The sequence below is a fragment of the Streptomyces sp. NPDC044719 genome, from assembly GCF_056433405.1.
Map to the genome: position 1 here is coordinate 302,159 of NZ_JBWKHE010000004.1, position 22,059 is coordinate 324,217.

Below are 22,059 nucleotides of genomic sequence, written 5' to 3' on the forward strand. Positions count from 1 at the left end.
TGACGGGCCAAGCGAATCGTGACTCATACCCGCAATGCCCGTATCCTCATCAATGCACGATTCTTTCCGATGAGCGGATTCATCGCAGGCGCAAGTGAGGCGAAGCGTGGTTCGGTCCGGCGAGGAACCCAAGCCGGCGGGACGTGCGACTGACGGCACGGGGCCCGCCCGTCCTCGCGAGCGGTTTCTCCAGGGCGAGTCCGTGGAGACGGGCGTACGGACGTCCATCCTGAACTCATGGCAGCGCTGCCGGTCCCTGGGCCTGTCGCCGGACGAGTCCGACCTCCCCTACCGGGAGGACTTCGACCCGGGGGGCCGTATCGTCCGCGCGGCCGTTCCCGTGCTCGACCGGCTGCAGTCCACCTTCTCCGGCAGCAAGGTCAACATCTCGGTCGCGGACGCGAACGGGACGGTCCTGCTGCGCCGCTTCGGCGATCCGGCGATGGCCAGGGACCTGCCGGACATCCAGCGGGTCCCCGGGTTCGTCTTCGCCGAGCAGGTCGCCGGCACGAACGGCATCGGTCTGGCCCTCGCGGAGCGGCAGCTCATCCGCGTCCACGGCGCCGAGCACTTCGCGGAACGCGCCCAGCAGAGCGCCTGTGTCGCGCTGCCCGTCCGTGATCCGCTCAGCGGGCGCATCGAGGGCGTCCTGTGCTTCGGTTATCCGCGCGGCTTCGACCGCCCCGCGCTGGCCGCGGCGATCCGCCGGGCGGCCGAGGTCATCGAGCAGCGGCTGCTGGGGCAGAGCTCCGCGCACGAGCGTGCGCTGCTGCGGGCGTATCTGGCCACCGGGGCCGAGACGGCCGCGGGTCTGCGCGGCGGCCTCGCGACGGGGGCGCCGGCCCACCAATTCCACCCTCGTGACCAGGCGATCCTGAAGGAGAAGGCGGCCGAGCTGATCTCCCGTGCGCAGCGGGCCGCCGTCGACGTGACCCTGCCCGACGGCCGGCGGGTGACGCTCGTGAGCCGCCCGATGACGAGTGCGTCAGGGGTGCAGGGCGTCGCCATCGAGGCGGTGCCGCACGACTCCCCGGTGAGCGGGTGCCTCCTCCTCCCGCATCAGGTCGACGAACCGCCCGGCCTTGCCGCCGTCCCGGCCGCGCCCCTGGCCGCCCGGCCCTCCATCACCCTTCCCTCCGGGCACCCCGCCGCCGTGCCCGGTCCGGTCCTGGCGGCCGACGGCGGTGGGGGAGCGGCGGGTCATGGCAAGGCCGTCACGACGGACGGCGAACGGGGCGCCGCGGGGCTCGGCGAGGCCGTCACGACGGACGGCGAACGGGGCGCCGCGGGGCTCGGCGAGGCCGGCACGGCCGGACCGGGCGGGACCGTCACGGCCGACGGCGGCCGCGACGCCCTCGACGATCCCACCGAGGCACCGTTCCCGGCCCGAGGGCTCGTGATGCTGGGGGAGCCGCACGTCGGGGCCTACGCCCTGGCCGCGCGCCGGCGCCTGGAGCTGCTGTCCGAGGCCAGCGCCCGCATCGGGACCACCCTGGACGTGCGCCGCACCGCCGAGGAACTGGCCGAGACGGCGGTCCCGCGACTCGCCGACTTCGTCACCATCGACCTGCCCGACGCCGTCCTTCGCGGCGAGGAGTCCACCGACCCCCTCGCCGACCTGCGCCGGACGGTGCTGCACGGAGTCCGGGAAGGTCTGCCCTTCACCCCGCCCGGCAAGCGCATCGACTTCGGTCCGACCTCGCCCCAGCTGCGCTGCCTGAACAGCGGCGAGCCGGTGCTGGAACCGGATCTGAAGGCCGCCGCGGGCTGGCTCGCCCAAGACCCTGAGCACACCGAACGCCTGCTGACCCACGTCCACTCCCTCATCGCGGTGCCCCTCCTCGCCCGCGGTGTCCTCCTGGGCATCGCCAGCTTCTACCGCGCCGGGAGCTCCTTCGGCGACGACGACTGTTCGCTGGCCCAGGAGCTCGCCACCCGCGCAGCCCTGTCCATCGACAACGCCCGGCGCTACACCCACGAACGCACCATGGTCCTGGCCCTCCAGCGCCGGCTCCTCCCGCACGGGCTGCCCGACCAGGACGCCGTCGAGGTCGCCCACCGCTATCTCCCCGCCGAATCCGACGTGGGCGGGGACTGGTACGACGTCATCCCCCTCTCCGGTGCCCGAGTCGGGCTCCTCGTCGGCGACGTCGTCGGCCACGGCATGCTCTCCGCGGCCACCATGGGCCGGCTGCGCACCGCCGCGCGCAGCTTCGCCGAGCTCGACTTCCCCCCGGACGAGGTTCTCGTCCACCTGGACAACCTGGTGGGGCGCCTGGACCGGGAGGACCCGGACGGCAAGGGCGCCGGTGTCATCGGCGCTACCTGCCTCTACGCCGTCTACGACCCGTCCGCGCAGCGCTGTCTGATGGCCCGCGCCGGGCACCCGCCGCCCGCGCTCGTCCATCCCGACGGCACCGTGACCTACCCCGACCTCCCGGCCGGGCCCCCGCTCGGGCTCGGGGGCCTGCCCTTCGACGCCGTCGAGGTCGACCTCCCCGAGGGCAGTCAGCTGGTCCTCTACACCGACGGCCTCATCGAGGACCGCGACCGTGACGTCGACATGGTCCTGGAGCAGTTGCGCACGGCCCTGGCCCATCCCGAACGCGCACCCGAGGACACCTGCCAGGCGGTCCTGGACACGGTGGCGCCCGCGCACCCGCACGACGACATCGCCCTGCTCGTGGCCCGCGTCCACGCCTTGGACGCCGACCGGATCGCAGCCTGGGAGCTGCCCGCCGACCCGGCGCTCGTCGGCGAGGTCCGGGCGGACGCCATGCGGCGGCTGACCGAGTGGGGGCTCGAGGAGACCGCCTTCGCCGCGGAGCTGATCCTCAGCGAGCTGATCACCAATGCCATCCGGCACGGCGCCGCGCCGATCCGGGTGCGGCTGCTGTACGGCCATGCCCTGATCTGCGAGGTCTCCGACGCCAGCAACACCGCTCCGCATCTGCGCCGGGCGGCCGGCACCGACGAGGGCGGGCGGGGACTGTTCCTGGTCGCGCAGCTCTCGCAGAGCTGGGGAACGCGCTACCTCCCGGAGGGCAAGGTCATCTGGGCCGAATGCGGGCTCGACGCCGCGTGAGGCGTCCGCGGCCCTTTGGAGCCACAGCACCCCGTTGAAATGCCCGAAATGCTGTAATTTGATCGAGTGCGCGACGCTCCCGACACTCCGGCGAAGGCGGCTTCGCCCTTCGGACCGGAGCCCTTGGTCCGTATCCGCGGGCTCAGCAAGCGGTTCGGCGGAACCGCAGCGCTGGCCGGGGTCGACCTGGATGTGCACACGGGCAGCGTGCTCGCCCTCCTCGGGCCCAACGGGGCCGGAAAGTCCACGCTCATCAAGGTGCTCGCCGGAGTGCATCACGCCGACGCGGGGCAGATCACGGTGGACGGGCAGCCGCTCGGCGCTCCCGCCGCCTCCCGCGCCATGTCCTTCATCCACCAGGACCTCGGTCTCGTGGAGTGGATGACGGTCGCCGAGAACATCGCCCTGACCACCGGGTACGGGCGCCGGACCGGACTGATCTCCTGGCGCCGCACCCGGAAGCGCTGCGTCGACGCCCTGCACGTCGTCGCCGGCCACCTCGACCCCGACGCGCCGGTCTCCGGGCTCGCGCCGGCCGACCGCTCGCTGGTCGCCATCGCCAGGGCCCTGGCGGCCCGCGCGAAGCTCATCGTCCTCGACGAGCCGACCGCCCGGCTGCCCGCCACGGACAGTGCCCGGCTCTTCCACGTCCTGCACGACCTGCGCGACCGCGGCCACGCCGTCCTGTACGTCAGCCACCGCCTGGACGAGGTCTACCAGGTCGCCGACACCTTCGCCGTCCTGCGCGACGGCCACCTCGTCAGCCACGGCGGTCTGAGGGACCACAGCCCGGCCCGCCTGGTCCAGGACATCGTCGGCGAGGAGGAAACCCTCGCACCCCGCCCAGCCCTCGCACCCCGCCCAGCCCCCGCCCACCCACAGACGCCCCCGGCAGCAGGGCCACCCCCCGTCCTGACCCTCGACTCCGTACGCACCCCCCTGGCCGGACCCGTCAGCCTGGAACTGGCGGGCGGGGAGGTGCTCGGGCTGGTCGGGCTCTCCGACGCCGGGCACATGGACCTGGGCCGGGCCCTCGCCGGCGACCGGCCGGTCCTGGGCGGGCGGGCCGTACTGCACGGACGGCCGTATCACCCCCGTACGGTCGCCGAGGCCGTCGCCCTCGGGGTGGGGTTCGTGCCGGGGGACCGGCTGCGGGAAAGCTGCCTCGCCGAGTTGACCGTGCGGGAGAACCTCCTGGCCAACCCGCGCGCGGGAGGCGTGGCGGCGCCGCACTGGATCGGGCCCCGGCGCGAACGCGCCACGGCCGCCGCTCTGATCGAACGGTTCTCGGTACGCCCCCGTGACGGCGAGACCCCCCTCGCCACACTCTCCGGCGGCAACCAGCAGAAGGTCATGATCGGCCGCTGGCTGCGCACGGAGCTGCGGCTGCTGATCCTCGAGGAGCCGACCGCGAGCGTGGACATCGGCGCCAAGGCCGCGATCCACCGCCTGCTCGACGAGGCCCTGGAAGCAGGCCTCGCGGTCCTGCTCCTGTCCACCGACTTCGAGGAGGTCGCGAGCGTGTGCCGACGCACCCTGGTCTTCGTCCGCGGGTCGGTGACGGCCGAGCTCAGCGGCCGGGCGCTCACCGTCGCCGGGCTCACCAGGGCCGCCTCGGCCCTCCCTCCGTCCAGCGCCGCGACGCACCCATGACGACCCCCCGGACCCGACCGCGCCGCCCGGGCGGACACCACATCGGCGCCTACGGCCTGCTCGCCCTCACCGCCGTGCTCTACCTGATCTTCTCCCTCGCCCTGCCGGACACCTTCCCCACCCTGGACACCGTCGACTCGATCCTGTCCAACCAGTCGATCCCCGCCGTCCTCGCACTCGCCGCCATGGTCCCCATCGTCACCGGCGCGTTCGACCTGTCCATCGGCTACGGCCTCGGCCTGGCCCATGTGATGGTGCTCCAGCTCATCGTCAACGAGTCCTGGCCCTGGCCGCTCGCCTGCCTCGCGGTGATCGCCGGAGGCCTGGTCGTGGGCGTCCTCAACGGCGTCATCGTCGAGTTCGGCCGCATCGACTCCTTCATCGCCACCCTGGGAACCGGCAGCATGCTGTACGCCGTGACCGGCTGGATCACCGACGGCAGCCGGATCGTCCCCGGCCCGCAGGGCCTCCCGCCCGCGTTCACCGACCTCTACGACTCCACGTTCCTCGGCCTCCCGGTGCCCGCCTTCTACGTGCTCGCCCTCGCCGGGGTCCTCTGGCTGGTGCTGGAACGGCTGCCGCTCGGCCGGTACCTGTACGTCGTCGGGTCGAACCCGCGGGCCGCCGGCCTGGTCGGCATCCCGACCCGCAAGTACACCGTCTACGCCTTCGCCGCCTCGGGGCTGATCGTCGGCTTCGCCGGTGTGCTGCTCGCGTCCCAGCAGCAGATCGGCAACCCGAGCGTCGGCCTCGACTATCTGCTGCCCGCCTTCGTCGGCGCCCTCCTCGGCTCGACGGCGATCAAACCCGGCCGGCCCAACGCCCTCGGCACGGTCGTCGCCGTGGCCGTCCTCGCCGTCGGACTCACCGGCATCGCCCAGCTGGGCGCCGACTTCTGGACAGTCCCGCTCTTCCACGGCGGCACCCTGCTCATCGCCGTGGGCCTGGCCGGATACGCCGCCCGGCGCAGACTGCGCGGCGGGGCCGCGGCGCGTGACTCGCCCGCGGCGCCGCCCCCGCCACCGCCCGCCCCGGAGCCCGGGGCCGGAACGGCGGGCACACCTCCCTGACTCCCGGCACGTCCCGCCGCGCCGATCCCCTCACAGGAGCTTCCGTGCACCGCAACCACAAGCCCGCCCCCGCGGTCCGCACCGCGCGGCTCGCCTCCTGCGCCCTGCTGGTGACCGCGGCCGCCCTCGTCGGCTGCGAACGCGGTTCGTCGGACGGCGCGGACGAGACCGCCACGGGTCCGAGCGGCTGCCCCGCCGTCCACGCCAGGGCCCAGGCCGCCGTCACCCGGGCGGAACGGACCGACACCCCTTGGGGCGGGCCCACCGGTGGCCCCGCGGCGGTGTCCGGCAAGACGATCGTCTACGTCGCCCAGACCATGACCAATCCCGGCGTCGCGGGTGCCGCGAAGGGGGTGCGGGAAGCCGCGCGGGTCATCGGATGGGACGTCCGGGTGATCGACGGCGGAGGCACCCCGGCCGGTATCCAGGCGGCCATGAGCGAGGCGGTGGCCCTCCGGCCCGCGGGCATCGTCATCGGCGGTTTCGACCCCGACTCGACGGCATCGCAGGCCGCGCGGGCCAACGCGCAGGGCATCCCGCTCATCGGCTGGCACGCGGTCCCCGAGCCCGGCCCCAGCAGGCAGCCCGACCTCTTCACCAACGTCACCACCCGGGTCCAGGACGTGGCCCGCATCAGCGCGCAGTGGATCATCTCCGACTCGGACGGCCGAGCCGGGGTCGTGGTCATCACCGACGCCTCGATCCCCTTCGCCAGGAACAAGTCCGACCTGATCAGGAAGGAACTCGCCGCCTGCTCCGGCGTGCGGCTGCTCTCCGTCGAGAACATCCCGATCCCCGACGCGAGCAGCCGCACCCCGCGGGAGATCTCCTCCCTGCTCTCCCGGTTCCAGGACCGCTGGACCCACTCCGTCGCCATCAACGACCTGTACTTCGCCGACGCCGCCCCCGCCTTCCGCGCGGCCGGCGAGAAGGGCTCCGGCCCGCCCTTCAACATCGGCGCGGGCGACGGCGACCCGTCCGCCTTCCAGCGCATCAACAGCGAGCAGTACCAGGCCGCCACCGTGCCCGAGCCGCTCACCCTCCAGGGCTGGCAGATCGTCGACGAGTTCAACCGAGCCTTCGCGGACCGCCCGGCCAGCGGGTACACGGCCCCCGTCCACATCGCCACGGCGGGCAACAGCGAGGGTGCCACGACCTGGGACCCGTCCGGCTACCAGGAGGCGTACCGGAAGATCTGGGGAAAGTGACGGCCGATCAGGGTGCCGATCCCTTCACGGAACATGCACGGAACCTCGAAATCCCTTTAAGTTTCAAGGGCTAATCTCACCCTCAGTCGAGTGGCCGCCGGGGGTCGATCCGAGCGGGGCCCGTCCGCGGTGGCACTCGCACCCCCCCCACCAGGCACAGGAGACTCGGTGTGTACGACGGCGACGTAGTGGTGATCGGCGGCGGCTACGCCGGTGTCCGGCTGGCGAAGCGGCTGGACGGCCTCGCCCGGGTCACGCTGGTGGACCGCAAGGAGGTCTTCTTCCACCGCGTCGCCTCCCTGCGCGCCGGTGTCCGCCCCGAGTGGACCCACACCCCCTTCATCCCGTACGACCGGCTGCTCGGCAACGGCCGCGTGGTCGCGGGCAAGTGCGTCCGCGTCGACACCGCCGAGCGGCAGGTCGTCCTCGCAACGGGCGAGCGGCTGCCCTACGACGTGGTCGTGATCGCCACCGGCGCCGACTACCCCGAGCCGGCCCGCTTCACCGGTACCACCACCGAAGAGGCGGCGAAATCGTTCGCCGAACACCAGCGCAGCGTCGCCACGGCCGAACACGTCCTCGTCGTCGGCGGCGGCCCCGGGGGCGTCGAACTCAGCGCCGAGATCCGCCTCGCCCGCCCCGACGCCCGGGTCACGCTCGCCCACTCCGGGCCGGCGCTGCTCGACTCCACGGGCAGCACCCGGCCGGGACGCAAGGCCCTGGCCTGGCTGGAGTCCCACGACGTCGAGGTACGGCTCGACGCCTTCATGTCCCCCGGCAACGACTTCGGCACGTACCGCGACGGCCGCGGCGCCGTCCTCGAGGCCGACCTGTCCTTCTGGGCGACGGGCACCACCCCCAACACGCTCTGGCTCCGCCTGGCCGGACACGGTGACTGGCTCAACAGGGACGGACACGTCAAGGTCGACCGGACGCTGCGCGTCGAGGGGAAGCTCGACGTGTTCGCCGTCGGCGACGTGAACGACGTCAGCGAACTCAAGATCACCCCAGCCGCTCTCGCCCAGGCGGACATCGCAGCCCACAACATCCGTGCCTACCTTCAGAGTTCGGGCAAGCACCGCAAGGAGCCGCGCTTCTACCGGCCGATTCAGCGCACCCCGCTCATCGTTCCGTTCGGCCCGGCCGACGGACTGACCGTGCTGCCCGTACCCGGCGGCGAGTCCGCCGTCCTCGGCAGCCGCACCACCACCCTGGCCAAGGCGAAGACCCTGATGACGCCGTACATGAGGCGCCAACTCGGTTACACCGCGGCCTGATACGGGACCGCGTCACCTCCTCGCCCCACCCCCCCCTCGTTACCCACGAGTTCGTCCTGGGGTAGGGTCCCCACCGTTTCCGCTACCGGCTGATGAGGTGCCGGTACGGGGCGTGTCGGAGGGGTGGCAAGACGATGGAATCCCAGTGGGGTGACGGCGGATCCGTGGACCTGGACGACACGCGGCTGGAGACCTTGAGTCCCGAACCGCTGCTGACCCGGGACTACGAGACACGTCCCTCGCTCGTGTACGAGCGGCTGAGGAACGAACACGGCCCCGTCGCACCGGTCGATCTGCTGGGAGTGCCCGCCTGGCTGGTCCTGGGCTACCGCGAGTCGCTCCAGGTGCTCCAGGACAACGACGGCTTCCCGAAGGGACTGGAGAACTGGCGGGCCCGTTCCGAGGGCAGGGTGCCGGCCGACTGGCCGCTGGGCCCGTCCCTGGAGGTCAACCACATCCTGATCCAGGGCGGCCCCGGCTACCGGCCGCTGCGGTCCGCGTGGGACGTGGCCCTCAAGCCGTTCCAGGACCCCCGCCACCCGCAGGCGAAGCGTCTGAAGTCCGCCGTCACCGCCTACGCCGACGAGCTGATCACCCTGGTGGGACAGGGCGGCAGGACCGGTGTGGCGGACCTGTCCGCGCAGTTCTCCCGGCCGCTGCCGCTGATGGTGGCGAGCCATCTGCTCGGCTTCCCCGGCTCCCAGGGCGACGACGCGCTGATGGACATGTGGCGCGTCCTCGACGCGGGCCCGGACGCCGAGGCCGCGCTGGAGCGCCTGCTCGCTACGCTGGCGGAACTGGCCGCGGGGAAGCTCGAGAAGCCGGGCGACGACTTCCCCTCGTACCTGCTGGCAGCGCACCCGGACCTGTCGCTCGACCACCTCGCCCGCGAACTGTTCATGCTGCTCGGCATGACCTCCGACCACGTCGGCATCCTCATCTCCAACACCGTCGTCGAGGTCATCTCGGGGGAGGGCAGCGTGCGCGCCAGCCTGTCCGCCGGGATGGTCAGGGAGACCATGAACCGGGTGGTCATGCGCAAGCCGCCCCTGGTGAACTTCGTCCCGCGCTTCGCGGCCCAGGACACTCCGCTCGGCAACTACACGATCCGGGCCGGCGACCCGGTCTGGGTCTCCCCGGGCGCGGCACACGCCGATCCGCTCTTCGCCGACCACGTGGCCGCCGGCACCACCATCAGCACCCGGGCGCATCTGTCCTGGGGAGCCGGACCGCGGCAGTGCCCGGCACGGGAGCTCGCCTCGACGGTCGCGGCGGCCGGGGTGGGGCGCCTGTTCGAGCGGTTCGACCACCTCGACCTCGCCCTGCCCGCCGACCAACTGCCCTGGCGTTCCTCCCCGTTCATGCGGGGCCTGCGCTCGCTGCCGGTGCGCTACGAACTCGCCTCGGCACCCGTACGGCCGGCGGCGGACGACCCCGCGCCGGGGGTGGCGGAGGAGGTCCTGCCGGACCCGTCCGCCCGACAGCGCTCCTCGCTCTGGCGCTATCTGACGGGCCTGATCCGCGGGGGCCGCTGAGGCCGCACGCCGGACCGACGGTGGTGTCGCGCGCTGCCCGTCCCGGCGCCTCAGGAGCCCAGCGCTGCCGCCCGGGCCTCGACCGCCGTGGCCGGGTCCCAGCCCTCGCCGGGGACGGCAGCGAGCAGCAGCCGGGTGTACGGGTGGGCGGGATCGGTGAGCACCTGCCGGGTCGGGCCCTGCTCGACGATCCGGCCCTGGCGCATCACCAGCACGTCGTCGGTGATGTGCTGCACCACCGCGAGGTCGTGCCCGACGAAGACGAGGGCGACCCCGGTGTCCCGGCGGATCTCGTCGAGCAGCCGCAGGATCTGGGCCTGGATCGACACGTCCAGGGCGGCCACGGCCTCGTCCAGGACCAGCACCCGCGGGCCCGGGGCGAGCGCCCGGGCGATCGCGAGGCGCTGGCGCTGGCCGCCCGAGAGCTGCCGGGGCCGGGCCGCGGCCTCCCGTTCGCCGAGCCCGACCCTCTCGAGGAGGTCCGCCGCCAGGTCCTCGTCCCGGCCGTGCAGGCGCAGCGCGGTGCGCAGGCACCGCTCGGCCGTCAGCCGCGGGTCGAGCGAGACGTAGGGGTCCTGGAAGACCATCTGGATCTCCCGGGCACGGGCCAGCCGGGCCGCCTTGCGCCGGGGCGTGCGCGCCTCCCGCGGGCGTCCGTCGACGCTGACGGTGCCGGCGTCGGGCCGCACCAGACCGACCAGCATCCGCGCCACCGTCGTCTTGCCGGACCCGGACTCCCCGACGATCCCGAGCGAGCCGCCCCGGGGCACACCGAACGACACCTCCTCGGCGGCGGTGAGCCGGCCGCGGCCGGGCAGGGAGTAGGACTTGCGCAGGCCGTCGGCGACCAGCAGAGGGCCGTCGGTCATGGCGTGCTCCTTTCGGCCGGGGCCGCCGCGGTGGTCAGGGCGGCCGGTATCCGGCGGCAGGCGGCCGTTCCGCCGTCCGGGAGTTCCGCCGCCGTCGGCCGCCAGGTGTCGCACTCCGGCTCGGCGTCGGGACAGCGGGCGGCGAACGGGCAGCCGGGGAAGGCGTCGGACAGGGACGGCGGGCGTCCCGGGATGGGCAGCAGCGTGTGGGAGGTGTCGCCCAGGGTGGGCGAGCAGGAGAGCAGTCCGCGGGTGTAGGGATGCGCGGGGTCGGCGAACAGCGCATCGGCGGTGCGCTCCTCGACGACCCGGCCGGCGTACATCACGTACACGCGGTCGCAGTACGCGGCGGCCAGGTGCAGGTCGTGCGTGATGAACAGCATCCCGGCCCCCTGCTCCGCGCGCAGGGTGCGCAGCAGGGCGAGGATCTCCGCCTGGGTGGTGACATCGAGCGCGCTGGTGGCCTCGTCGGCGAGCAGCAGCCGGGGCCGCACGGCCAGGGCACCCGCGATGACGACCCGCTGGAGCATGCCGCCGGACAGTTCGTGCGGGCGCTGCCGCAGCCGGCGTTCCGGGTCGGAGAGGCCGACGGCGGCGAGGAGTTCGACGGCCCGGGCACGGTCGGCGCCGCGCTCGCGGAGGAAGTCCCCGATGCGGCGTACGGGGTTGAGGGCGGCGCGCGGATCCTGGTGGACCATGGCGACCGTGCGGGCCCGGTGCCGGCGCAGGTCCTCGCCTCCGAGGGCGAGGACGTCCACGTCGCCGGCCAGCACGGAGCCGGAGGCCGTGGCACCGTCCGGCAGCAGGCCGAGGGCGGCCTTCGCCGTGGTCGACTTGCCCGAGCCGGACTCGCCGACCAGGCCGACGACCTCGCCCGGAGCCACACGCAGGGACACCTCGTCCAGCAGCGGCCGGGCCGCACCCGGGAGCTGAACCGTGAGGTGGTCGAGGGTGAGCAGCATCAGTTCCGCCCTCCGAGCCGGTCGGCCGCCCAGACGCCGACGACGTTGAAGGAGACGACGACCGCGGCGATCGCGGTGCCGGGCACCAGCGCGGGCAGCAGCGCGCCCTGGACGACGGCGGCCTGCCCCTCCTGCACCATCAGACCCCAGTCGGAGCTGGGCGGCTGGGCGCCGAAGCCGAGGTAGGACAGGGTGGCGAGCGACATGAGCGCCTCGCCGAACAGCACCACCAGGTATCCGGCGACCGACCGGCCCAGGTTCGGCACCAGGTAGCGCGCGCAGATCCGGGCGCCGCCCATGCCCTGGACGCGGTAGGCGTCGACGTACGGCTTGCGGCACTCCGAAAGGGCCAGTGAGCGCGTGTACTTGGCGACCGTCGGTGTGTAGGCGAGACCGAGGGCCAGGACGGACGTGGTCATGCCCGTGCCGAAGACCGCGATGATCAGGACGGTGAACAGCAGCCCGGGGAAGGCGTACATCACATCCGTCAGCCGGGAGACGAACGCGTCCGTCCAGCCGCCCCGCCAGGCCGCCAGCACGCCGAGGGTGACGCCGAGCAGCGCGGCCACCGCGAGGAGCAGCAGCGGGGCGATGAGGCTGGTGCGGGCGCCGTACAGAACCCGGGATAGGAGGTCCTGGCCCGAGGAGTCGGTGCCCAGGAGGTGGTCGGGGCTCGTGCCGGCGAGCGAGGCGGACAGGTCGATGGCGTCAGGGGCGTAGGGCGCCAGCAGCGGGGCGAGCACGGCGGCCAGGACCACCAGGCCCAGGAATCCGCCGGCCACCAGCACGCCCACGGGGCGGCGGGGGCGTATGCGGACGGGGGCGAGGGTGAGCGCGGTCATGCGGTACGGGCCTCCTCGCGGACACGCGGGTCGAGCAGCGGATGGACCAGGTCGACGACGGTGGTGACGACGACGTAGCCGGTGACCATGAGCAGCAGCACGGCCTGGGCGACCGGGAAGTCGTGGGTGTTGATCGCGCCGACCAGCAGCGAGCCGATGCCGCTGATGCCGAAGGCGGTCTCGACGACGACCGTCCCGGCGAGCATCCCGGCCATGACCAGGCCGCACATGGTGACGATCGGGCCGAGCGCGTTGCGCAGCACGTGCCGCCGGACGATGTCCCGCTCCGGGATGCCGGAGGCCCGGGCCGCCTCGACATGGTCGGAGGCGGCGGCGTCCGCCATGGCCTGCCGGGTGACCCGGCTGATGAGCGCGAGCGCGCCGAGGGCCAGCGACAGCGCGGGCAGCGTCAGATGGTGCAGGATCCCGGCGAAGCCGCTGCCGGCACCCGTCACCGGGAACCAGCCCAGCCGGACGCCGAACAGCGACACGAGGGCGATCGCCGCGACGAACGACGGCACGGACGCGGCGAGCGTCGTCCCGCCGACCACCGCGGAGTCGACCCAGGTGGACTGCCGGATCGCGGCGAGGATGCCGGAGCCCACGCCGAGGACGACGAACAGCACGGTGGCGTAGGCGACCAGTTCGACGGTGGTGGGCAGCCGGGCCGCGATCAGGTCGGCCACCTGGTCGCCGTACTTGAAGGAGCGGCCGAGGTCGAGGTGCACGCAGTCGGCGAGCCAGCGGCCGTACTGCACGACCAGCGGCTCGTCGAGGTGGTACTGGGCGCGGACGGCCGCGAGCCGCTCGGGGGTGAGCTCGTCGCGACCGCCGGCCAGGAAGACGGCCGGGTCGCCGGGGGCCGCGTAGACGGCCGCGAAGATGACGAAGGAGGCGGCGAGGAGCGTGGCCAGGAAACCGGCCAGGCGCCGTACGATCCGGGCGGCCATGCCGGCTCAGCCCTTCCTCGCGCCGAGGCCGGCCGCCCACGGGTAGTACAGATAGGCCTGCGAGGCGGGCGCCCCGGTCAGTTCGCTGCTCAGCACCAGCACCGAGGGCACCTGGGCGACCGGGATCCAGACCGCCGCGTCGGTGAACCGCTTCTGCACGTCGATGGCGAGGGCGGCACGCTTCGCGTCGTCCAGCGTGGACAGCGCCTGGTGCACCTTCTCGTCGTAGGTCGCGTCCTTGAAGCCGATCCAGTTGTTGGAGGAGTCGGACAGGCCGTTGTCGTAGAAGCCCATCGGGTCGGACTTGGAGATGTACCAGTCGCCGACCAGGACGTCGATGCCGGCGCGGGCCTGCGGGTCGCTGTAGAACTCCTCGAACTGGGTCGTCGGTACCGTTTTGACGTCGCCCTTGAGCCCGATGCGCTGGAGGGCGGCGCGCAGGGCGTTGGCGACGACGGTCCGGCCCTGGCTGGCGTCGGTGCCGATGACGATCGGGGCCGCCGGTGCGCCGGCCTCATTCACGAGCTTCTTGGCCTCGGCGATGTCGTCCGCGCCGGGCGAGGCGGGCGCGCCCGCATGCAGCCGCTTCTGCGCGGCGGCGAACTCCGGCTTCGCGTAGCCCCAGGAGCCGGAGCCGACCGGGCTCGCCCACGGCTGGACCAGGCCGCCGTAGCCGGACTTGGCGATGCCGGCGCGGTCCAGGGCGAGGGACACGGCGCGTCGGACACGCGGGTCCTTCAGGCCGCCGCGTTCGGTGGGAATGAGGTCGAGGGTGGCGGTCGAGGGGCCGTAGTACTGGCTGAGGCCCTTGACGTCGCGCAGCGCGGAGGCGGTGTTGGGTGACTCGGCGAAGGTGCCGTCGGCCGCGCCGGTCTTCAGCGCGTTGACCAGGGCGCTGTCGGAGGCCCAGCGGAAGACGACCTCCTTGGTCAGCGGCTGCTCGCCCCAGTAGCCGTCGTAGGCGCGGATGGTGATCGAGTCACCGGACTTCCAGCCGGTCAGCTCGTACGGGCCCGAGCAGGCGTCGCCCTGGCCGGGAGTGCCGAAGTCCTTGCCCGCCTTCTCCACCTGCTCCTGGTTCCAGACGATGCCGGCGTCGCCGGCCAGGGCCTTGGTGAACAGCGCGTCGGGCTGCTTGAAGCGAACGGTGATCTCGTCGGCGCCCGTCTTCGTCATGGCGGAGACGTTGGTGAACTCGTCGCTCTGTTCCATGTCCGGGTCGGCGTGCCGCTTCAGGCTCCACAGGACGTCGTCGGCGGTGAGCTTCGAGCCGTCGTGGAAGGTGACACCGGAGCGGACCTTCAGGACGAGGGTCTTGTCGTCGGGCGTCGTCGCCTTCTGGGCGAGGAACGGCTTGACGGTCATGTCGGGCTGGAGCTGGTAGAGCCGCTCGCAGACGTTGGTCAGGACGACACGGCCGGCGCTGGAGCCCTGGCTGTCGAGGTCGAGGGAGTCCGGCTCGTCCTCCAGCAGCCAGTTCACCTTCTGGACCGGGCCCTGGGCGGCGGGTGTGGTGGGGGTGAGCTTCAGCCGCGCGGCGTCGACCGGGCTGCCGCCGGTCGTGGCGGTGTCGGCGCCGCTGCATCCGACGGCGGTGAGGAGACCGGTGACGACCAGGCCGCAGGTCACCGTCCCGCGTGAGTTTCTGTTCATCGGCGTTTCTCTTTCAGCTGGTACGGCGGGCCGGGGAGCCGTCGGGGCCGTCGTAGAGGTTCCAGGGAAGGTGCTGGTAGTCGCGGTCACAGGGGGTGCCCGCCGTGACGTGGTAGTCGCCGGTGGTCAGGTCCACGCAGGAGGAGACCAGGGTGGCCCAGTGCTCCACGGCGGGCCTTCGGGTGTCGGGGTGCGTGCACAGCGACTCGGGCAGTCCGAGGTGGTCGGAGAGGGCCTGCTTGATCAGCTTGCGGGACTCGTCGGGGCCGGTGGAGCCGCGCAGGGCCCTCAGGCCCTCCTCGGCGCGGGGGACACGGACCAGCGAGTCCGGGGAGAGGGGACGGTAGTCGGCGGCGATGGCGGCGGGCACGCCCGCCTGGTAGTGGTTGCCGTGCACCAGCAGACCGTCGGTCGGATACATCCAGCCGTAGCCCGCGGGGGTCGTCTCCACATCGACGGCGAAGCCCTCGCGGCAGGTCAGCAGTGCGTTGGAGGCGATATGGGCCCGGGTGCGGCACAGCACGTCGAGGGCGTCGGTGATCGCGTGCTGGTCGAGGACGCTGCGGCGGACGACGGTCTGCGGCAGGCCGACCGCGTCGTCGAAGCGCCCGCCGAGCCCGTTGGCGTTGAGGGCGATCCCGGCGGAGTTCGCGCCCTGGCGGCCGATCTGGCCCGCCTCGACCTGCATGATCAGGGTCGGCGCGGGCGGCTGCACGATCCGCAGCATGACGACCGTGCCGGCGGCCGCGGCCCGCCAGTCCCAGTTCTGGCCCGCCCAGACGTGCCCGTCACCGCTGGCGGGACCGTAGGCGGCGAAGGAGGTGCAGCCCTCGGCGGGCTCCTCCTCGACGACAGCGGCGTCCGTGTCCGAGTCCGCTCCCATGGCCGCGAACGACTGGTCGTAGAGCACCTCGCCGCGTGCGTTGAGGGCGAGCACGTCGAGCAGCGAGACCCCGGCGCCCTCGGCGGTGCCGCGCATCTCCTCCAGCAGGTGCGGGGCGTAGGAGCCGACCGGCTCCTGCCAGCGGGCGGCGCGGGCGGTGACCTGCTCCCAGGTGAGGCCGGCCGAGTGGCCGAAGGCCTCCTCGTAGTAGGCGAGCGCGGTGTGCAGCCGGTCGCGGACGGTCTCGCCGTACTGGCGGCCGCGCTCGGCCGGGGTGCCGGAGATCTCGACGAGGGGGAGGGACGGGGACGCAGGGGGTGCCATTGTTCTCCTCGCAGTGGAGGGATGTTTGCCGCACCGACGTGCTGTAACGTCGATTACGAAAACTGCTCCTCTTGGAATGCGTTGTCCAGGAGAGTAACGGCCGACACGAGGAAGTCAATGCCTGTAACGGAGATTTCAGAGCCCGGGGATCTGGGAGAGGGCGTGGCCCGCCTCCGCGCTGCCGTCCGCGACCACTGGGAGAACCTGTCCGCCTCCGAGCGCACGGTCGCCCAGTACCTGGCGAGCGCCCCCGTGGAACAACTGCTCTTCGCCAGCGCCCAGGAACTGGGCACCGCCAGCGGCACCAGCAACGCCACCGTCGTCCGTGCCCTGCAGCGCCTCGGCTACGGAGGACTCCCCGCCCTCAAGCGCGAGCTGGCCACCGGCTTCACCGCGGCGGTGGCACCCGAGGTGCGGCTCAAGCAGCGCATCGCCCACGTCGGGCGCGACCTGGACGGCATCTGGGGTGATGTGCTCGACGAGGCCCAGGAGCGGATCGAGCAGACCCGGCGGCTCACCGACCAGGAGTCGCTGCGGGCGGCGGTCGCGGCACTGGCGGACGCCGGGGAGGTCCACTGCTTCGGCATCGCCGCCTCCGAAGCGGCCGCCCGGCACCTGGCACTCGCGCTCGGCCGTATCGGCCGCCGCTCCCGGTTCCTCGACGCGACAGGCTTCGCCCTCGCCGACCATCTGCTCGGCCTGCGCCAGGGCGACGCCGTGGTGATCTTCCAGCCCGGACGCGCCCTCACCGAGCTGACCGTCCTCGTCGAGCGGGCGCGTGCGGTCGGGGCACGCGTCGTACTCGTCACGGACGAGTTGGGCGAGGAGTTCGGCGACCGCGTCGACGCCGTCCTCACCGCGCCGCACACCCCGACCGGCATCACCTCGGAGGCGCTCACCGCGCTGGTCGTGGCCGATGTCCTGCTGCTGGCCCTGACGACCCTGGACGAGGAACGGGCCGTGGACACATCGCACCAACTGACCGTCCTGCGCGAGCAACTGCTGTCACCGAAGGGCAACCGCAGGAGCTGACGGTGATCGAGTGGTGAGGCCCAGGAGGCGGGCGTACCGTCGAACGGTGGACACCGCAGGCAGCGGCCCGCAGCCGGCTTCACCACAGGCGGCCACCACCAGGGAATCCGGTGGTGGCGGAAACGCGATGGCACTCTTCGTCCTCGCCTCTTGCCAGCTGATGGTGGTCCTCGACATCACCATCGTGAACATCGCACTGCCGCACATCCAGAGCGCGCTGGACTTCTCCACCACGAGCCTGTCGTGGGTGGTGAGCGCCTACACCCTCACCTTCGGCGGCCTGCTGCTGCTCGGCGGCCGGGCCGGCGACATCCTGGGCAGGCGGCGCGTCTTCATCTTCGGCGTGCTGCTGTTCGTGCTGGCCTCCCTGCTCGGCGGGTTCGCCCAGAACTCCGGCCAACTCCTCGGCGCCCGCGCCCTGCAGGGCGTCGGCGGCGCCATCGCGTCCCCCACCGCCCTCGCCCTGATCAGCACGACCTTCCGCGAGGGGCCGGAACGCAACCGCGCCTTCGGGGTCTTCGCCGCGGTCTCGGCCGGCGGCGGCGCGATCGGCCTGCTCGCGGGCGGGATGCTGGTGGAGTGGCTGAACTGGCGGTGGGTGCTGTTCGTCAACGTGCCCATCGGCCTGCTCATCGTGCTCGCCACACCCAAGTGGATCAGGGAGTCCGAACGCCACCCCGGCCGCTTCGACCTCAGCGGCGCGCTCACTTCCACCGCGGGCATGGTGCTGCTCGTCTACGGGTTCATCAGGGCTGCGGATGACGGCTGGCGAGACGCGCTCACGCTGGCCTCGTTCGCCGGGGCGGTCGTGCTGCTCGCGGCGTTCATCCTGATCGAGCGGCGCTCCAGACAGCCCATCACGCCCCTGCACATGTTCGCCGACCGCAACCGCGCGGGCACCTACGGCATCATGCTGTGCCTGGCCGCCGCGATCTTCGGCATGTTCTTCTTCCTCACGCTCTTCGTGCAGAACGTGCTGGAGTTCAGCCCCATCGAAGCCGGCCTCGCCTTCCTGCCGGTCAGCGCGGTCATCGCGATCGGCGCGGGACTGGCCTCGCGGTTCCTGCCCGTGTACGGGCCCAAGCCGTTCATGGTGGTGGGCGCGATCCTGGCGGCCGCGGGCCTCGCCTGGCTCACCCTGACCGACGTGCACTCCACCTACGCGGGCAGCGTCCTCGGCCCGATGCTCGTCTTCAGCCTGGGCATGGGCATGGAGTTCGTGTCGCTGACCCTCATGGCGCTGTCCAACGTGTCCACCCCGGAGACGGGCGCGGCCTCCGGACTCCTCAACGCCACCCAGCAGGTCGGCGGCTCGCTCGGCCTGTCCATCCTGGTCACGATGTACGGCACGGCCAGCACCAACGAGGCGGACAAACAGGTCCCGGACTTCCTCCGGCAGGCGACCCCCGCCGAGCGCCTGCGGTTCGAGCAGACCGGGCAACTGCCGAAACCCTGGTCCGACGAGATCCTCACCGCCGGTGTCTCGGCCTCCTTCATCATGGCGGCGATCTTCACCGCCGTCGCCGCGCTGATCGCCCTCGTCGTCATCCAGGTCCGCCCCTCCGATCTGGAACGCCTCAAGGGCGGGGCGGGCCCCGGCCCGATGTGAGGCCCGCCCCCGGGCCCGCTACCGCTCGGGCCTGCGGCAGTTCTCCAGGGCGTCGGCGAGGCCCGCCGTGTCCGTGCCGAGCTTGCGGTACACGGAGGACAGCAACTGCCGCACACCCTGCTCGGTGATCCGCAGCTCCTTCGCGACCACCGGCGCCGGGTGGCCCTGGGCCGTCTTCTCGGCGGCCCGGCGTTCCGGGCCCGTCAGCATGTCCGTCTGCGCGTAGCGCAGGGGCAGCGGGCGCAGTCCCGCGGCGGAGAGTTCTCGTCTGGCCCGGGCGGCCAGACCGTCGGCACCGCAGTGCACCGCTCCCTCCAGTCCCTGGTAGAGCCGGTCGGCGGCGTCGTGCAGCTCGCCGCTGCGGACCAGCGCGGCGCCATGGCCCACCAGGGCACAGGCCAGTTCGTACGCCGCGGGCGACCGCTCCAGATGATCGACGGCCTGCGTGTGCAGATCGAGCGCCGCCTGCCCGCCCGTCACCTCCGCCTGGACCCGTAGCGCCTGGCCGATCGCGGACGCCGCACCGAAGTCCCGGGCCCGCTTGGTGGCGTCCTGGGCGTGCAGCACCGCCTGGTCGGGAGCGGTGCGGGCGAGTGCCGAGGCCAGTCCCAGCTGCCAGGGGCACCACGAGGGGTTGTGCCAGTCCCGCGACTCCAGCCAGTCGCCGACCCTGGAGAACAGGCGCGCCGCCTCGGCGAGTCGCCCCTCCGCCAGGAGCAGCTCGGCGTACACCGTGCGGGGATCGGGGAAGATGACGGCGTTGGGGACCACGTCGCCGTAGTGGTAGGTGTCGGCGAGGCGGCGCGCGGCGGTGGTCCGCCCGCGGGCCAGCAGGATCTGGATGAGAATGCCGATGGCGAACCACTGGGCGGGCACCGCTCCTTCGACGCGCTCGGCGGTGTGCAGTCCGGCCCGGACGAGTTCCTCGGCCTCGGGCAGGCAGCCGCGGCGGTAGCGGATGTAGCCCAGAAGCGTCTGGCCCTGCGCCAGATGGGAGCCGCGCCACCCCCTGTGCTCGCACTCGGCCATCCCGTCGGCGAACAGTTCCTCGGCCCGCCGCGGCTGGTCGCAGTACATGAACAGCAGGGCGACCGCGGCGGGCACCTCGAAGCCGCGGTTCTCGTCGGTCCAGCTCATCCCTCCGCTCAGGGCCTCCTCGGCGAACGCGAGGGCGCTGCGCCGCGGCTCACCGCGTACGAGGGCGTCCCATGCCCGCAGGCCGAGGATGTAGCGCTCCTCCAGGCCCCGGCCGGTGAGCTTGGCGGCCAGTCGTGCCAGCCGGCGGGAGCGGGCGGAAGAGTCCGGCTCGTCGGCGCGAAAGGCGCTCCACACGAAGTGGTCCGCCTGCATGCGCAGTTTGACGCGCGCGTTGGTGGCGCGCCGCGCCTCGTCGGCGGCGACGGTCGCGGCCTCGGTCAGCCGGTCGGTGTGGGCAAGCGCCTGGGTCAGCCGGTAGACGATGGAGGCGCGCAGGTCGGGGTCGATTCCGGGTTCCTTCAGCGCCTCCTGGAGATGGCTGACCGTGGCCGTCGGCTCGATCAGGAAGGTCGAGCCGGCCAGTTCGTGGAGCAGGGCGGCGCGGTCCTCGGCAGGGGGTGGTTCCCGCAGCGCCCGGGTCAGCACACGCCGGGCGGCTTCCGGGGCCCCGGCGCGGAGGTACTCACGCGCGGCGGCGCGCAGGCAGTCGACCGTCTCGGGCCGGCCGTCGCAGGGCACCTCCAGCAGGTGACGGGCGGCGGCCATGGGGTCGGACTCGACCGTCCGGGCCGCGTTGGCGGCCGCGTCGTGCATGCCCACGCGCAGGCCCGACGGGATGTCGTGGTACACCGTCGTGGCGATCAGCGGATGGACGAACTCCAGGGCGCCCGCGGGCTCGTCGGCGAACGCGAGGATGCGGTTGGCGCGCAGCTTCTCGGTCGCTTCGACGGCCTCGGTGCTGCCGATCACCGCGAGGTCGGCGGCGGCCTCCGCCGAGAAGGGCCCGCCCAGGACGGCGCCGGCCCACGCGAAGCGGACCGTGCTCGGACCGAGCCGCTTGAGGCGGGCGATCAGGCCGGGGCCCTTGACCGCCGCGGCGAGGTTCCGCATCACGGGCACCTCGTCCTGGGTTCCCCGCACCCGCCGCTCGCGGAGCCTGATGGCCAGTTCGACGGCCTCGAAGGGGATTCCGTTGGTGACCGTCCAGCATTCGCCGCAGAACTCGTCCTCGGCTTCCTCGCCCACTTCCTCCCTGATGATCCGCGCCACACCGGCCTCGCCGAGCGGCGACAGGACGTGCGGGCGCTGCTCGTGGCGTTCGACGAGCGTGCGGAAGGACGTCGCGTCGGGCGGGAGTTCGTCCGGCCGGTAGCCGACGACCACCAGGAGCGGGAGGTCCGCGACCCGGGGTGCGAAGGAGGCGAGCCAGTCGAGGGATTCGGTATCGGCCCAGTGCAGGTCGTCCAGGAGCAGAACGACGGGCGAGTTCAGCATCGTCAGACGCGTCATGACCCAGTCGAGGCCGTCGCGCACTCCGGTCGGGTCCGGCACCCGGGCGGGGTCCGTCGCCTCCAGACCGAGCGCGGCACCGACGATGTCGTACCAACTGCCCAGGAAATCCCGGCGCTCCGTCCCGCTCATCCCGGCCAGGACGGGCTGCATGACCTGGCGGACGACGCGGAACGCCAGCCCCTGCTCGTTCTCGCCGCCCTTGCCCGAGAACACGGTGAACCCCTGTGCGGCGGCGCGGGCGCGCGCCGCCGCGATCAGTGTCGTCTTGCCCAGCCCGGCCACACCCGTGAAGGCCAGCAGCCCTCCGCGCGGTGTCCGGGGCACGCCCTCGGCGGTGTCCCGGAGACCCGCCAGTGCGCGATCGATGGCCTGGAGCTCCTCGTCGCGTTCGAGGAGAGGCCGGTGCTCGGTGATCGGTTGCCGCAGCCCATGGGCCATGTGGTCTACCGCTTCCTGTCGTTGCTCCCCGCCGGACGGGGCGAGCGTACGCCCAGAAACAGGTCGTTTGGCCGGGCCGAAACAGGAGGTAGACAGGGAGAGTGAACTTCCCCCGGGAACGCTTTGACTCCCAACCTTTCGGGGTAACGTGGTCCGTTCCGCCCTTTTCGGGATCCCTG

General features: G+C 72.7%; 15 protein-coding genes. 8 read left to right on the forward strand and 7 right to left on the reverse strand.

What is annotated here, in order from left to right; genetic code table 11:
• The first annotated feature begins 106 nt into the window (after nucleotides 1-106).
• The 6 genes from AC07DF_RS17425 to AC07DF_RS17450 all read left to right on the forward strand — a co-directional run bounded on the left by AC07DF_RS17425 (nucleotide 107) and on the right by AC07DF_RS17450 (nucleotide 9,828).
• Nucleotides 107-3,085 carry a SpoIIE family protein phosphatase gene (locus AC07DF_RS17425; protein ID WP_478971531.1) on the forward strand — a complete coding sequence of 993 codons (2,979 nt, stop codon included), beginning with the start codon at nucleotides 107-109 and terminating at the stop codon, nucleotides 3,083-3,085.
• A gap of 66 nt (nucleotides 3,086-3,151) precedes the next feature.
• A complete protein-coding gene (locus AC07DF_RS17430) occupies nucleotides 3,152-4,738 on the forward strand; it encodes a sugar ABC transporter ATP-binding protein (RefSeq protein WP_478971533.1) in 1,587 nt (528 codons plus the stop codon).
• The gene (locus tag AC07DF_RS17435) at nucleotides 4,735-5,808 is read left to right on the forward strand and encodes an ABC transporter permease (protein ID WP_478971535.1); all 1,074 of its coding nucleotides are present in this window, start codon (nucleotides 4,735-4,737) and stop codon (nucleotides 5,806-5,808) included. The genes AC07DF_RS17430 and AC07DF_RS17435 overlap by 4 nt, the downstream gene beginning before the upstream one ends.
• A 44-nt stretch (nucleotides 5,809-5,852) precedes the next feature.
• Nucleotides 5,853-7,016, forward strand: a complete 1,164-nt coding sequence (locus tag AC07DF_RS17440; RefSeq protein WP_478971537.1) for a substrate-binding domain-containing protein — start codon at nucleotides 5,853-5,855, stop codon at nucleotides 7,014-7,016.
• Between the two features lie 170 nt (nucleotides 7,017-7,186).
• On the forward strand, nucleotides 7,187-8,293 hold the full coding sequence (locus AC07DF_RS17445) for an NAD(P)/FAD-dependent oxidoreductase (RefSeq protein WP_478971539.1): 1,107 nt from the start codon (nucleotides 7,187-7,189) through the stop codon (nucleotides 8,291-8,293).
• A gap of 134 nt (nucleotides 8,294-8,427) precedes the next feature.
• Entirely contained in the window at nucleotides 8,428-9,828 is a 1,401-nt protein-coding gene (locus AC07DF_RS17450) for a cytochrome P450 (RefSeq protein WP_478971541.1), read from the forward strand.
• Nucleotides 9,829-9,878: 50 nt separating this feature from the next.
• Here AC07DF_RS17450 and AC07DF_RS17455 read toward each other — a convergent pair whose 3' ends face one another.
• Genes AC07DF_RS17455 through AC07DF_RS17480 form a run of 6 tightly spaced genes read right to left on the reverse strand, consistent with a single transcriptional unit; the run spans nucleotide 9,879 to nucleotide 16,311 of the window.
• Complete coding sequence (locus AC07DF_RS17455; protein WP_478971543.1) at nucleotides 9,879-10,697, reverse strand: ABC transporter ATP-binding protein; 819 nt, start codon at nucleotides 10,695-10,697, stop codon at nucleotides 9,879-9,881.
• Entirely contained in the window at nucleotides 10,694-11,659 is a 966-nt protein-coding gene (locus AC07DF_RS17460; RefSeq protein WP_478971545.1) for an ABC transporter ATP-binding protein, read from the reverse strand. Before AC07DF_RS17460 ends, AC07DF_RS17455 begins: the two co-directional genes overlap by 4 nt.
• Nucleotides 11,659-12,501 (reverse strand): ABC transporter permease, encoded by an 843-nt coding sequence (locus tag AC07DF_RS17465; protein ID WP_478971547.1) that lies wholly within the window; start codon nucleotides 12,499-12,501, stop codon nucleotides 11,659-11,661. Before AC07DF_RS17465 ends, AC07DF_RS17460 begins: the two co-directional genes overlap by 1 nt.
• Nucleotides 12,498-13,451 (reverse strand): ABC transporter permease, encoded by a 954-nt coding sequence (locus AC07DF_RS17470; protein ID WP_478971549.1) that lies wholly within the window; start codon nucleotides 13,449-13,451, stop codon nucleotides 12,498-12,500. The genes AC07DF_RS17465 and AC07DF_RS17470 overlap by 4 nt, the downstream gene beginning before the upstream one ends.
• Before the next feature lie 6 nt (nucleotides 13,452-13,457).
• On the reverse strand, nucleotides 13,458-15,104 hold the full coding sequence (locus AC07DF_RS17475; RefSeq protein ID WP_478971551.1) for an ABC transporter substrate-binding protein: 1,647 nt from the start codon (nucleotides 15,102-15,104) through the stop codon (nucleotides 13,458-13,460).
• A gap of 13 nt (nucleotides 15,105-15,117) precedes the next feature.
• Nucleotides 15,118-16,311: a C45 family autoproteolytic acyltransferase/hydolase gene (locus AC07DF_RS17480; protein WP_478971553.1), complete on the reverse strand. Its 1,194-nt coding sequence runs from the start codon at nucleotides 16,309-16,311 to the stop codon at nucleotides 15,118-15,120.
• Between the two features lie 117 nt (nucleotides 16,312-16,428).
• Between AC07DF_RS17480 and AC07DF_RS17485 the strand changes: the two genes are divergently transcribed.
• Both AC07DF_RS17485 and AC07DF_RS17490 read left to right on the forward strand, forming a co-directional pair.
• Entirely contained in the window at nucleotides 16,429-17,343 is a 915-nt protein-coding gene (locus tag AC07DF_RS17485; RefSeq protein ID WP_478971555.1) for a MurR/RpiR family transcriptional regulator, read from the forward strand.
• A gap of 127 nt (nucleotides 17,344-17,470) precedes the next feature.
• Nucleotides 17,471-18,952, forward strand: a complete 1,482-nt coding sequence (locus AC07DF_RS17490; RefSeq protein WP_478972712.1) for an MFS transporter — start codon at nucleotides 17,471-17,473, stop codon at nucleotides 18,950-18,952.
• A gap of 18 nt (nucleotides 18,953-18,970) precedes the next feature.
• On the opposite strand, the gene AC07DF_RS17495 is transcribed toward AC07DF_RS17490, so the two are convergent.
• The gene (locus AC07DF_RS17495) at nucleotides 18,971-21,880 is read right to left on the reverse strand and encodes an ATP-binding protein (RefSeq protein ID WP_478971557.1); all 2,910 of its coding nucleotides are present in this window, start codon (nucleotides 21,878-21,880) and stop codon (nucleotides 18,971-18,973) included.
• Nucleotides 21,881-22,059: the final 179 nt, after the last annotated feature.